The organism is Inquilinus sp. 2KB_23 (assembly GCF_052115705.1).
Lineage (GTDB): Bacteria > Pseudomonadota > Alphaproteobacteria > DSM-16000 > Inquilinaceae > Inquilinus > Inquilinus ginsengisoli_A.
In genome coordinates, this window is record NZ_JBFRHF010000028.1 from 80174 (window position 1) to 91968 (window position 11795).

Below are 11795 nucleotides of genomic sequence, written 5' to 3' on the forward strand. Positions count from 1 at the left end.
TCGCTTTCCGTCTCAGGATTGGTCGAGCACGATGTCCGCAGCCCGGGAGACGACTCCGATGCGGGGCAGGATAGCGTCGATGGCGAAGCCGTGCATCTCCGCGGACATGCTGGTCATCGCATCCTCGGCGAACACCACCGCATAGCCGTGCTCCCAGGCGCTGCGGCCGGTGGATTCCACCCCGAAATTGGTGGCGACGCCGCCCAGCACGATGGTCCTGATGCCGCGCCGGCGCAGCTGCAGGTCCAGCTCGGTGCCGTAGAAGGCGCTCCACTGCCGCTTGGTGATGACGACGTCCCCGGGCGCGGCGACGCCCTCGGCGAGGTCGCTCCAGCCGGCGGGCAGGCCGCCGGCCGGGCGCGCCATCGGCCGGTCGACCGGCTGGGTCAGCCCGTCGGCGAAATCCGCCGACCAGCCGACGCGGACCGGGAAGACCGGGGCGCTGGAGGCGCGGAAGCGGGCGGCCAGCGCCTTGCCGGCGGCCAGCACCTCGGCGCCCGGGCGGGGCGCCAGCGGCATGCCCAGGATGCCGGCCTGCAGGTCGATCAGGACAAGCGCGGTGGTCCGCGGATCGAATGTCGTCATCGGTGTTCGCCTTCTGCCATGACGGTCCTGTCCGGCGCGGCGAGCGCGCTGGATGGACGGCTGGAGCCGCCTGTGGGAATATGAGGAATGCCTCGCAAATAGTTTTATGAGCATGTCCTCACAAAAGTCAACGGCCGATGCCACCACGGCGCGGTCGCCTCAGCGCGAGCGTGGCCGGCTGCGTGTCGCCGCCCTGATGAAGGCGGCGTCGCTGGTGTTCGCCGAGAAGGGCTACGAGGCGGCGACGATGACCGAGATCGCGGCCCGCGCCGGGGCGTCGATCGGCTCGCTCTACCAGTTCTTCCCGAGCAAGGAGGCGCTGGCCGACGCGCTGCTGGCGCAATACGCCGAACAGGTCGAGGCCGGGCTCGGCGCGATCACGGCCGGCGCGGCCGCGCTCGCCGCCCCCGACCTGGCGGATGCGCTGATCGACCTGCTGGTCGGGCTGAAGGATGAGCGCCGCGCGGTGATGGTGCTGTTCGAGGCGCGGCGCGAGGCCACGGCCCCGCCGTCGGAGCTGCGCGACGCGATGCGGCGGGCCATCGCCCGGATCCTGGCCCTCCATGCACCGGGCCTGCCGCCGCCGCGGGCCGCCGCCATGGCCGTGGCGGTGCTGCAGCAGATGAAGGCGGCGGCCCTGCTCAGCGTCGAGCCCGACCTGGACTCGCGCGACGAAGCCCTGGCCGAGCTGCGCCGCATGACCCGGCTGTACCTCGCCGCTGGGTCGGCGCCGGCCTAATCCGACCGCTGCGACAGGGTGCGGCGCAGGCTGCGCACGTCGCCGGTGCGGACCGGAAGCGCGGCGTTGCCCCAGCTGTTGCGCAGATAGGTGATGACCGCGGCGGTCTGGTCGTCGTTCAGGCGCCAGCCGAAGGCGGGCATGGCCGGGGCGGTCGGCGCCGCATCGGTGGCGACCGCCTGGCTGCCCTGCAGCACCACCCGGATCAGCGTGGTCGGGTCCGTCGACTGGGCGCTGCCGGTGCCCTTCAGGGCCGGGAACAGCCGCGGGATGCCTTCGCCGGAGGCCTGGTGGCAGGCCGAGCAGTTGTCGGCATAGATCGCCTGGCCCGCCACCATCCGCTTGTCGGTCGCGGCCAGCGGGCGCGGGCCGGTCGCGCCCGCCCCCGGCTGGTCCTTGAGATAGGTGGCGATCGCCGCGAGGTCGGCATCGGTCATCCGCGAGGTCGACAACGCCACCACCTCGGCCATCGGGCCCGAGGCGGCGACCCGCTCGTTGCGGCCGGTCTTGAGATATTCGACGATCTGCGCCGTCGACCAGTCGCCGATGCCGACATGCCGGTCGGCGGTGATGTCGGGCGCGAACCAGCCCTGCAGCGCGCCGCCCCGCAGCGGCGCCCCGGTGTCGTCGCCGCCGAACCAGCTCTTGGCCGTGTGGCAGCTGCCGCAATGGCCGAGGCCTTCGACCAGAGCGGCGCCGCGGTTCCACTCCGCCGGCTTGTCCGGCCGCGGTTTCAGCGGCCCGGCCTCGAAATACAAAAGGTTCCAGCCGCGCATGCCCAGCCGCATGTCGAAGGGGAAGGACAGCTGGTTCGGCTCCACCGGGTTGCGCACCGGGTCCAGCGTGTCGAGATAGGCGCGGATCGCCAGCAGGTCGTCGCGCTCGACCTTGGTGTAGGCGGTGTAGGGCAGGGCCGGGTACAGGTGTTCGCCGTCGCGCCCGATGCCCTCCTGCAGCGCCCGCACGAATTCGTCGTCGGTCCAGCCGCCGATGCCGGTCTCGCGGTCCGGGGTGATGTTGGTGGCGAGCACGTCGCCGAACGGCGTCTCGATCGCCCGGCCGCCGGCAAAAGGGGTGCCGCCCGGCACCGTGTGGCAGGCGGCGCAGCCGCCCAGGATGGTGAGGTAGCGACCCTTCTCGACCGTCTCGAAGGCATGGTCGTCGGCCCGGGCCGCCGCGATGCCGAGCGCCAGGGCGATGGCCGCGCCGGCGATCGCGGCCCTCATGCCCGCACCAGCCGGCCGGGGGATTTCAGGTACCGGGTGCGGATCGCCTCCGCCGCCCAATAGGCCAGCGCCCCGACGGTGCCGGTCGGGGTGTAGCCGGGATTCTGCGGGAAGGCCGAGGCGCCGACCACGAAGACGTTGGGGACGTCCCAGCTCTGCAGATAGCGGTTCACGGCGCTGGTGGTCGGGTCCGCGCCCATGATCGCGCCACCGGTGGTGTGGGTGGTCTGGTCGGGGACGATCGAGTACGGTCCCCTGCGCGGGTTGGCCACCACCTGCTTCGGCTTCATCGCCCGCGCGATCTCCATCGCCCGGTCGGTGGCATGGGCCGACATCTTCAGGTCGTTGGCCGGGAAGTCGAAGGTCAGGCGCAGCAGCGGGCGGCCGAAGCGGTCGGTGTAGGTCGGGTCGAGGTCCAGGGCGTTGCCGCGGGTGGCGTAGCTCGACCCCCGGGTGGTGACCGCGGTGGCCCTCAGATAGCTCTCCGCCGTCGCCTTCTTCCACGCCGACCCCCAGCGCGGCGTGCCCGGCGGCACCGGGCGGGTGCTGATCGGGCGGCCGTTGGTCGGGTTGCAGCTGATCGCGGCGCCGCCGACGAAGCCCAGGCCGGAATGGTCGAAATTGTCGCCGTTATACGCGTCCACCACCTGGCCCAGCGCGCCGGCGGCGATGAACGGGTTCAGGATCTTGTTGTCGTAGAACAGCGCGACCGAGGCGTTGGTCTGGCAGGCGTAGTTGCGCCCGACCGCACCCTGTCCGCTGCGCGGGTCGTAGGGCGTGCCGATGCCCGACAGCAGCATCAGCCGCACATTGTGCAGCATGGAGGCGGTGACGATCACCAGCTCGGCCGGCTGGAACCATTCCTCGCCGGAGCTGTCGACATAGGTCACGCCGGCGGCGTGCCGGCGGTCGCCGGTCAGGTCGATCTTCAGCACCTCGCATTCGGTGCGGGCGGTGAAGTTCGGCTTGCGCACCAGCACCGGCAGCACCGTGGTCTGGGCGCTGGCCTTGGAATAGTTGGCGCAGCCGAAGCGTTCGCAGAAGCCGCAGAAGGTGCAGGGCCCCATGGTGACGCCCAGCGGGTTGGTGTAGGCCTGCGAGGCGTTGGCCGCCGGGGTCGGGAAGGGGTGGTGGCCGATCGACCGCGCCGCCTCCGCGAACAGGGTCGGGGCATAGGTCATCGGCAACGGCGGCAGCGGGTAGTCCCGCGCCCGCGGGCCTTCGAAGGGGTTACCGCCCTCCTGGATCCGCCCCTGGATGTTGCCGGCCTTGCCGGAAATGCCGGCGAGGTATTCGAACTTGTCGAAGGACGGTTCGAGCTCGTCATAGCCCACGCCCCAGTCCTGGATCGCCAGCTCCTCCGGGATCCCGGCGGCGCCGTAGCGTTCGGTCAGATGGCTCTTCAGGTGGAAATCGGTCGGGTTGAAGCGCCAGGTCATGCCGTTCCAGTGGACGCCGGCCCCGCCGACGCCGCTGCTCGGCAGGACCGACCCGAACTGCCGGATCGGCAGCGCCGTCTGGTCGCCATTGTTGCGGAAGGTGAAGGTCTCCTGCGCCGGCCGCAGGAACAGGTCCTGGCGCAGGGCGTAGCGCAGCTCGTCCTGGATGTAGCCGATGCCGAAGTCGGTGGCGGTGTCGCGCCACGGGCCGCGCTCGATGGCGACGACGTGCAGCCCGGCGTCGGTCAGCTCGTTGGCGATGATCGACCCGGCCCAGCCGAGCCCGATGATCACGGCATCAGTTGGTGGAAGACTCCTGGCCATGTCATCGCCTCGGCTGCACCCACTCCGCCCGGCCGGTGATGCTCACGGGCGGCAGCGGATAGGGCTGGTTGTGCTTGGTGACATGGTCGCGATAGTCGTAGCGAGCGCCGGGGAAGCCGACCAGCTTCCAGCCGATCATGTCGCGGTTGCCGCCATGGATCGGGTCGGCGAAGAAGCCTTCCATGGTGTTCTGCAGCAGCATCTCGAAGAAGGCCTGGCCGTCGGTGCCGTCGAGCCTGACCGTGCCCCTCTCCAGCCCTTGCAGCACCAGGTCCCGCTCCTCGGGCCCCAGCCTGGCGAAGATCCGGCCGACATAGGCGGTCCGGCAATAGGTATCGAGCGCGGCCAGCGCGACGCGGTAGCGGGCGGCCGGCGTCAGCGGGGATTGCAGCCCCTGCTGCGGCGTGCCCTCGGCGAAGGGCGGGCGCACGTACAGCCGCTCCGACGACCCGTAGGACCCGGCGAGCTGCCGGTCGATGAAGATGGCGCAGCTGGCCTCGCGCGCGCCCGGCCCCAGGGCGTCGTTCGGGATCAGCCGCTCGATCGCGGCCTCGACCGCCGTCGCCTCCTCGGGTGTGAACGCGGCCCAGGGCGCGGGCCAGATGGGGGTTGGTGGATTACCGGCATCGGGGGCCCAGGGCAGGCCGCCGCCGATGGTCCTGGCCTGGATGGTGGATGCCGTCAGCAGCAATGCTGCGGTGGAGCTGAGCAGTCCTCGCCTGGTCACGCCCAGGCGCACCGTGACGGACATGGACGCTCCCTGTCGGAAATATTGGCTGGTGGCCGGGAGGTACGCTGAAGACCAGTGTAAAAATGACTACAATCTTATGATTTACAGTAAAAGGATACAGGTGGCGCGGCGAAAGTCAATGGCACGGCCAAGGCTTATCCTTGACTTTGCCGTGGCGGCAGCACCGTCAGTCGCAGGGCGACGGCCAGCGCCGCCAGGGCCAGCCCGCCGATCAGCAGGGTGACGCCGGGCCAGCCCCAGCCGGTCCAGGCCAGGCCGCCGAGCGAGCCGACCACGCTGGACCCGAGATAGTAGAAGAACAGGTACAGCGAAGACGCCTGGGCGCGGGCCTGCAGGGCGCGGCGGCCGACCCAACTGCTGGCCACCGAATGGGCGCCGAAGAAGCCGAAGGTGAACACCGCGATGCCGGCGATGATCGGCCACAGCCCGTCGCTCCGGGTCAGGGCGACGCCGGCCAGCATCAGCACGATCGGCGCCCAGAACACCCGGCGGCGGCCGAGCAGCCCGGCGAGGTGCCCGACCCAGACCGAGGCGACGATGCCGATCAGATAGACCGCGAAGATCGCTGCGACGGCGGTCTGACTAAGCCCGTAGGGCGGCGCCAATAGACGGAAGCCGGTGTAGTTGTAGAGGGTGACGAAGGCGCCCATCAGCAGGAAGCCCTCGAGGAACAGCCAGCGCAGGCCGGGGTCGCGCAGATGGTCGGCGAAGGCGGACAGCAGGGGCCGCAGCCGCAGCGGGCGCGGCCGGAAATGGGCCGAGGGCGGCAGGCTGCGCCAGAACACGAATCCGGCGACCAGGCCGGTCAGCCCGACCACGCCGAGGCCGAGCCGCCAGGACACCAAATCGGTCAGCACGCCGGCGATCAGCCGGCCGCCCAGCCCGCCCAGGGCGCTGCCGCCGATGAACAGCCCCATGGCCAGGCCGACCGAGCGCGGATGCATCTCCTCGCTGACATAGGCCATGGCGACCGCCGGCAGGCCGCTCAGCGTCAGCCCCATCAGCGCACGCAGGACCAAGAGCCCGTGCCAGGACGGCATCAGCGCCGCCAGGCTGGTCAGCACCGCCGAGGCGAACAGCGACGCCACCATCACCGGCTTGCGGCCCCAGGCCTCGGACAGGGCGCTGGCCACCAGCATGGCGAAGGCCAGCGTGCCGGTGGTCAACGACAGCGACAGGCTGCTTTCCGCCGCCCCGACCTGGAACACATGGGTGAACACCGGCATCAGCGGCTGCACGCAGTACATCAGGGCGAAGGTCGAGAAGCCGGCGGCGAACAGGGCCAGATTGGTGCGGTGGAACGCCGCCGTGCCGTGCTCGATATAGGCGACGACGTCCTCGGCCGCGACGACCCCGGCGGTGATCGCCGGCATCGTTGGGGTGGCGGGGGGCAGGGGAAGCGCGGTGGCGCCGGCCGATCGGGTCACGGAAGGTCTCCAGGCGGGCGGCGGACAGACAGCGCCCAGTCTCTACAAAAACATGGCCACTCCGATTGATACTGTCCAATATGTTTCACGGCATGTTTGATAGGCTTGGCGAATGATCGGATGGAGCTGAGGCACCTGCGCTACGCCGTGGCCCTGGCGGAGGAGCTGCATTTCAGCCGCGCCGCCGCCCGGCTGGGGATCTCGCAGCCGCCTCTCAGCCAGCAGATCCAGGCGCTGGAGGACGAACTCGGCGCGCGGCTGTTCGAGCGCACCAACCGCCGGGTGGCGCTGACCGAGGTCGGGCGGCTGTTCGTGGACCAGGCGCGGCTGGTGCTGGCCGGGGCGGACCGGGCGGTCGAGGTGGCGCGCCGGGCCCAGCGCGGCGAGATCGGCCAGGTCCGCATCGCCTTCACCGCCTCCGCGCCCTTCACCACGCTGATCCCGCAGACCATCTTCGCCTTCCGCCAGGCCTATCCCGACGTCCATCTGGAACTGCAGGAGATGGCCACCCGGCAGCAGATCGAGGCGCTGGCCGAACGGCGGCTGCAGGTGGGCTTCCTGCGCAACCCGACCTTCCCGCCGGTGCCGGACGCGCTGGCGGTGCGTGAGCTGTTCCGCGACCCGCTGGTGGTGGCGCTGCGGGCCGACCATCCGCTCGCCGCCGGGGCGCCGGCACCGATGCCGCTGGCCGACCTCGCCGGTGAATCCTTCGTCTGCTACCCCCGCGACGCCGGCACCAGCCTGTACGACCAGATGATCGGCCTGTGCCGCGACGCCGGCTTCAGCCCGCGGCTGGGGCAGGAGGCGCGCGAGGTCTCGACCATCGTCGGGCTGGTGGCGGCCGGGCTGGGCGTGTCGCTGCTGCCCGCCTCGCTGCAGCGGATCCAGGTCGAAGGCGTGGTGTTCCGCCGGCTGACCGACCCCGGCGCCTTCACCACGATGTGGCTGACCTGGCGCCATGACGAGACCTCGCCGGCGGCGCGCGCCTTCATCGATCTGGCGACCGGAGCCAACGCGCTTCCTGGTGGCAGCCGCTAGATCTGGTTCTCAGTCGCGGCAAGCCCGCCACAATTGGTATGAATTTTCGATGTCGCTCGTTCTTTTCGCTGGTGCAGCAAGAGCGTTGATGAGACCCTGAATCCGACGACGTGATTTCCGTCGTCTGTGATCGGAAAGGTGACATGCAAGGGGCAGCAGCCTGGCATAACCAACCGCTTCCCAGCCCCGACCTGGGCCAGACTCAGCATCGATATTCGTTCGAACGCCCCCTTGCCGGGGCGTTTTTTGCGTCTGGATGTCGGCTTCCGATCCGCCACCTGTCCTGTTCCACCCGACCCGAAGGAGCACTCGGCCGATGAGATCTCCCTGTGAAGGAGGCGGTGTCTGGGATCCTCTCTTCGAGGATGCACGCGAGAGCAAAGGACGACGTACCATGGTCAAACGCAGCGCTTCCACCGCCCGTATCGTCCCGATCAACGAGGGATTTGATGATGATTTCCGGGAGCAGAGCTACCTGAAGACGGTCAAGCCACGGACCGCCAACCAGGAAGTCCTGATGAAGGCGATCGAAGGCCATGCCATGACCCTGGCGCTCGGGCCGGCGGGGACGGGCAAGACTTATCTGGCGGTGTCCAAGGCCGTCGAGGCGCTGAATGCGGAGCGGGTCAGCCGCATCGTCATCACCCGGCCGGTGGTCGAGGCAGGGGAAAGCCTCGGCTATCTCCCGGGCGACATCAACGAGAAGATGGACCCCTGGATGCGCCCGATCTACGACGCGCTGTCCGACCGTCTCGGCGCCAAGCAGGTGCGCCAGATGACCAAGGAAGGCATCGTCGAGATCGCGCCGCTGGCCTATATGCGCGGCCGCACCATCTCGCGCAGCTTCGTCATCGTCGACGAGGCTCAGAACATGACCTTCCAGCAGCTCAAGATGCTGCTGACCCGCCTGGGCTGGCATTCGACCATGGTCATCACCGGCGACCCCGACCAGACCGACCTGCTGCCCGGCCTGTCGGGACTGGAGGAAGCGGCGCGACGGCTGCAACCGTTGGACGGCATCGCCGTGGTGCGGCTGACCACCCAGGACATCGTCCGCCATCCGCTGGTGGCGGCGATGATGCCGCTCCTGGCCTGACGCGACCCCCGGCCGGCCCCGTCCCGGGCCGGCTGGGCTGTCGAGCAGGGAGAGGCTGAGGGATGGGCGGGAGTCACGGCGCCGACCGCGACGGCAATGAGCGCAGCCTGTGGATCGCGCTGCTGCCCACCGCGGGTTTCATGGTGGCGGAGATCGTCGGCGGTCTCCTCACCGGCAGCCTGGCGCTGATTTCCGACGCGGCGCATATGGCGACCGACGTGATCGGGCTGTCCATCGCCATCGTGGCCATCCGCATCGGCCGGCGGCCGCCGGATGCGCGGCGCAGCTTCGGCTATGAGCGGTTCGAGATCCTGGCGGCGGCGTTCAACGCCCTGTTGCTGTTCGGCGTCGCCCTCTACATCCTCTACGAGGCCTGGCGCCGCCTGAGCGAGCCGACCGAGGTCAACTCCACAGCGATGCTGGTGATCGCGGGCCTGGGCCTGCTGGTGAACCTGTTCTCGGTCTGGATGCTGCGGTCCAAGCGCGACGCCAGCCTGAACGTGAAGGGCGCCTATTTCGAGGTGCTGAGCGACCTGCTCGGCTCGGTCGGCGTGATCGTGGCCGCGATCGTCATCCGGCTGACCGGGTGGGAATGGGTGGATTCGCTGATCGCCGTCGCGATCGGCTTCTGGGTGCTGCCGCGCACCTGGATCCTGCTGCGCCAGAGCGTGAACATCCTGCTCGAAGGCGTGCCCGACGGCATCGACCCGGCGGCGGTGGCGCAGGCGCTGCGGGCGCTGCCCGGCGTCACCGACGTCCACGACATGCATGTCTGGGCCCTGACAGGGGGCCGGATCTCGCTGACCGCCCATCTGGTGGTGCCGGGCGACACCGTCGCGATCCCGGCCCTGCTGGACTAGGCCCGGACGATGCTGCATGAGGGGTTCGACATCGGCCATGTCACCCTGCAGTGCGAGCCGGTGCCCTGCGCCGACGCCGCGGCGGGCCATCGCTTCCTCTGACGCCGGGATCGCGACCGGAACCTCCCGCTGCCGGTTCCTGTTTCCCTGGCAGACGGCCAGGAAGGAACAGCCATGGCGACCAGGCGAAGCAGAGGCGAGAGCCCCGATACCAGGACGGTCGACCCCAACGAGCCCTTCGAGGAGATGCCGGTGTCCCCGGATGGTCCGGGCGACACGGATCGCATCCGCGAGCGCGCGCACGAGATCTGGCGGGAAGAGGGCTGCCCCGAGGGCCATGCCGATGAGCATTGGCGGCGGGCGGAGATTGAATTGACCGATCGACCGGTCAGGGAATAGCGGCCGGCGCCGCATCCGGCCTGGACAGGGCAGGGCAGGCTCAAGCCTGCCCTGGCATCACATCGCTGTCGTCAATGCGTCCCGTGGCCCGACTGGCCGCCCTTGCGCCCCGCCTGGGCGGCGCGCTCCCGGTCATTGGCGAAATTGCCGCCGCTCTCCTGGCCGCCCTTGCGGCCGGCCGCCGCCGCGCGCTCCGGATCGTTCTTGAAGTTGCCGCCGCTCTGCTGGCCGCCCTTGCGGCCGGCCTCCGACGCCCGGGCCGGATCGTTGGCGAAATTGCCGCCGCTCCTCTGGCCGCCCTTCCGACCCGCTTCCGCCGCGCGCTCCCGGTTCCGGGCGAAGTTTCCGGCGCCGCCGCGATGTTGGGTTTGGGTGTCCGCCATGATTCAAAGCTCCCTTGCTGCGGGCTCTCGGCAAGGGAATAGGATTTGTCGGGGCAGGGTTCCCAGTGAAATATCCTTCATTTTTCAACCGGTTCGATGGGCTTCGCTGGCCCCTGTCCCACCCGGCCGCGCTGTCAAGATCCCGTGTTTTGGGGGGATTGCCCGCGGCCCGTCCTGTCGTGATCCTGGAGCCAAGCCGACAGGCGACCGCGATCCCTCCGATCTCCGGCGGTCGCGACGAGCGGCGATGGGCTAGGGGCCTTCCCGGCCTGCGCCCGACCCGGCGCAGGCCGACCTTTCCGTGCGAATGGTGGTCTCCCGAGATCTGGAGGCGGTTCCGTTTCAGCGGTCGGTTCCGATATGATACCGATGCCGGGACGTGGAGTGAGGAGCGGCCGATGGTTGCGCGCAAGCTGGTGGATGACGGACTGCACCCCTGTCCGATCCGCAATGTGCTGGACCGGCTCGGCGACCGCTGGAGCCTGCTGGTGCTGCGGACGTTGGCCCCGGGGGTGATGCGCTTCACCGTGGTGAAGCGCACGATCGGCGACATCTCCCAGCGCATGCTGGCACAGACGCTGCGCCGGCTGGAGCAGGACGGGCTGGTGACGCGCACGGTGCACCCGACCATCCCGCCCCGGGTCGATTACGCGCTGACGCCGCTGGGGCAATCGCTGATGGAGCCGCTCGACGCCCTGGTGCGCTGGGCCGACGAACATCACGGCGCGGTGCGTGCCGCGCGCCAGGCCTATGTGCCGCCGACCGCCGAGGCGGCCTAGCCCCCGGTTCAGCTCGTCGGCTTCTGCGCCACCTGCTCCAGTGCGGCGGCGTCCAGCATCTCCAGCCGGCGGCCCTTGATCCGGAACAGCCCGTCGCGCTGCAGCCGCTTCAGGGTCCGGTTGGCATGCACCAGGGAGATGCCGAGCGCGTCGGCGACATGCTGCTGCGTCACCGGGAAGGGGATGCTGCCGGCCTGCTTCATGTCGCGCGCCTCGGCGCGGTTGTGGATGTCGAGGATCAGCGCCGACACCCGCTCCAGCGCGGTGCGCTGGCCGATCGACAGCAGTTGCTCCTCCATCTGGCGCTTCTGGTCTGCCGCCAGGGCGGCGAAGCGGAAGGCGATGTCCGGCTGGGTCTGGTAGAGGTCGGCGATGTCGCGATAGGCGACGACGCAGAGCGAGACGTCGGTGACCGCCTCGATCGAGGTGACCGCGTTCTCGAAGAACTGCGCCTGGAAGCCGATCACGTCGCCCGGCAGGATGAAGGACAGGATCTGCCGTCGGCCGTCCTGCAGCGTCTTGTAGCGGATCGCCCAGCCCTCGGTGACGCTGTACAGCGGCGGGTTGACATCGCCCTCCAGCATGATGGTAGCGCCCGCGGGGAAGACGACATCCTCGACCCGGCGCCGTTGGATGTAGTCGAGCAGCTCGGGGTCCAGGATCTTGAGCTGCGGCTCGTGGGTGTCGAGCTTCACATTCAGGTCGTGCGGCGACATGGCAGCTCCCTCCGGCACAGAATGGTGCAGCGA

Annotated in this window: 13 protein-coding genes; 6 read left to right on the forward strand and 7 right to left on the reverse strand. The window is 69.7% G+C overall.

The window, feature by feature from the left end; all coding sequences use genetic code 11:
- Positions 1–12 precede the first annotated feature (12 nt).
- Positions 13–585, reverse strand: coding sequence for a hydrolase (locus tag AB4112_RS28980; RefSeq protein ID WP_441724575.1), 573 nt, complete (start codon positions 583–585; stop codon positions 13–15).
- Between the two features lie 106 nt (positions 586–691).
- Between AB4112_RS28980 and AB4112_RS28985 the strand changes: the two genes are divergently transcribed.
- A complete protein-coding gene (locus tag AB4112_RS28985) occupies positions 692–1324 on the forward strand; it encodes a TetR/AcrR family transcriptional regulator (RefSeq protein ID WP_441724577.1) in 633 nt (210 codons plus the stop codon).
- Here AB4112_RS28985 and AB4112_RS28990 read toward each other — a convergent pair.
- From AB4112_RS28990 to AB4112_RS29005, 4 genes are all read right to left on the reverse strand, one after another.
- The gene (locus AB4112_RS28990; protein WP_441724579.1) at positions 1321–2550 is read right to left on the reverse strand and encodes a c-type cytochrome; all 1230 of its coding nucleotides are present in this window, start codon (positions 2548–2550) and stop codon (positions 1321–1323) included. The genes AB4112_RS28985 and AB4112_RS28990 overlap by 4 nt on opposite strands.
- Entirely contained in the window at positions 2547–4313 is a 1767-nt protein-coding gene (locus AB4112_RS28995; RefSeq protein ID WP_441724581.1) for a GMC family oxidoreductase, read from the reverse strand. Before AB4112_RS28995 ends, AB4112_RS28990 begins: the two co-directional genes overlap by 4 nt.
- Position 4314: 1 nt before the next feature.
- Complete coding sequence (locus AB4112_RS29000) at positions 4315–5064, reverse strand: gluconate 2-dehydrogenase subunit 3 family protein (protein ID WP_441724583.1); 750 nt, start codon at positions 5062–5064, stop codon at positions 4315–4317.
- 134 nt (positions 5065–5198) lie between these two features.
- Complete coding sequence (locus AB4112_RS29005; protein ID WP_441724585.1) at positions 5199–6491, reverse strand: MFS transporter; 1293 nt, start codon at positions 6489–6491, stop codon at positions 5199–5201.
- Positions 6492–6611: 120 nt separating this feature from the next.
- Here AB4112_RS29005 and AB4112_RS29010 point away from each other — a divergent pair, with 120 nt between their 5' ends.
- The 4 genes from AB4112_RS29010 (at position 6612) to AB4112_RS29025 (ending at position 9884) form a co-directional block, all read left to right on the forward strand.
- Complete coding sequence (locus AB4112_RS29010; protein WP_441724587.1) at positions 6612–7529, forward strand: LysR family transcriptional regulator; 918 nt, start codon at positions 6612–6614, stop codon at positions 7527–7529.
- A 394-nt stretch (positions 7530–7923) separates the two neighbouring features.
- Complete coding sequence (locus AB4112_RS29015; RefSeq protein ID WP_309794595.1) at positions 7924–8625, forward strand: PhoH family protein; 702 nt, start codon at positions 7924–7926, stop codon at positions 8623–8625.
- Positions 8626–8687: 62 nt separating this feature from the next.
- On the forward strand, positions 8688–9485 hold the full coding sequence (locus tag AB4112_RS29020) for a cation diffusion facilitator family transporter (RefSeq protein ID WP_441724590.1): 798 nt from the start codon (positions 8688–8690) through the stop codon (positions 9483–9485).
- 174 nt (positions 9486–9659) lie between these two features.
- Positions 9660–9884, forward strand: a complete 225-nt coding sequence (locus AB4112_RS29025) for a DUF2934 domain-containing protein (RefSeq protein WP_441724592.1) — start codon at positions 9660–9662, stop codon at positions 9882–9884.
- Positions 9885–9955: 71 nt separating this feature from the next.
- Here AB4112_RS29025 and AB4112_RS29030 read toward each other — a convergent pair whose 3' ends face one another.
- Entirely contained in the window at positions 9956–10267 is a 312-nt protein-coding gene (locus AB4112_RS29030) for a general stress protein (RefSeq protein WP_374710615.1), read from the reverse strand.
- A 398-nt stretch (positions 10268–10665) separates the two neighbouring features.
- Here AB4112_RS29030 and AB4112_RS29035 point away from each other — a divergent pair, with 398 nt between their 5' ends.
- Positions 10666–11046, forward strand: coding sequence for a winged helix-turn-helix transcriptional regulator (locus AB4112_RS29035; protein ID WP_441724594.1), 381 nt, complete (start codon positions 10666–10668; stop codon positions 11044–11046).
- A gap of 8 nt (positions 11047–11054) precedes the next feature.
- On the opposite strand, the gene AB4112_RS29040 is transcribed toward AB4112_RS29035, so the two are convergent.
- Positions 11055–11762, reverse strand: coding sequence for a Crp/Fnr family transcriptional regulator (locus tag AB4112_RS29040; RefSeq protein ID WP_309794591.1), 708 nt, complete (start codon positions 11760–11762; stop codon positions 11055–11057).
- Positions 11763–11795: the final 33 nt, after the last annotated feature.

Excerpts from the sequence above, each read along its gene's own strand:
- AB4112_RS29040 (WP_309794591.1), bottom strand. The coding sequence starts at position 11,762 with ATGTCGCCGCACGACCTGAATGTGAAGCTCGACACCCACGAGCCGCAG.
- AB4112_RS29025 (WP_441724592.1), top strand. The coding sequence starts at position 9,660 with ATGGCGACCAGGCGAAGCAGAGGCGAGAGCCCCGATACCAGGACGGTC.
- AB4112_RS29030 (WP_374710615.1), bottom strand. The coding sequence starts at position 10,267 with ATGGCGGACACCCAAACCCAACATCGCGGCGGCGCCGGAAACTTCGCC.
- AB4112_RS29015 (WP_309794595.1), top strand. The coding sequence starts at position 7,924 with ATGGTCAAACGCAGCGCTTCCACCGCCCGTATCGTCCCGATCAACGAG.
- AB4112_RS29035 (WP_441724594.1), top strand. The coding sequence starts at position 10,666 with ATGGTTGCGCGCAAGCTGGTGGATGACGGACTGCACCCCTGTCCGATC.
- AB4112_RS28980 (WP_441724575.1), bottom strand. The coding sequence starts at position 585 with ATGACGACATTCGATCCGCGGACCACCGCGCTTGTCCTGATCGACCTG.
- AB4112_RS28985 (WP_441724577.1), top strand. The coding sequence starts at position 692 with ATGAGCATGTCCTCACAAAAGTCAACGGCCGATGCCACCACGGCGCGG.
- AB4112_RS29020 (WP_441724590.1), top strand. The coding sequence starts at position 8,688 with ATGGGCGGGAGTCACGGCGCCGACCGCGACGGCAATGAGCGCAGCCTG.
- AB4112_RS28990 (WP_441724579.1), bottom strand. The coding sequence starts at position 2,550 with ATGAGGGCCGCGATCGCCGGCGCGGCCATCGCCCTGGCGCTCGGCATC.
- AB4112_RS28995 (WP_441724581.1), bottom strand. The coding sequence starts at position 4,313 with ATGGCCAGGAGTCTTCCACCAACTGATGCCGTGATCATCGGGCTCGGC.
- AB4112_RS29000 (WP_441724583.1), bottom strand. The coding sequence starts at position 5,064 with ATGTCCGTCACGGTGCGCCTGGGCGTGACCAGGCGAGGACTGCTCAGC.
- AB4112_RS29010 (WP_441724587.1), top strand. The coding sequence starts at position 6,612 with ATGGAGCTGAGGCACCTGCGCTACGCCGTGGCCCTGGCGGAGGAGCTG.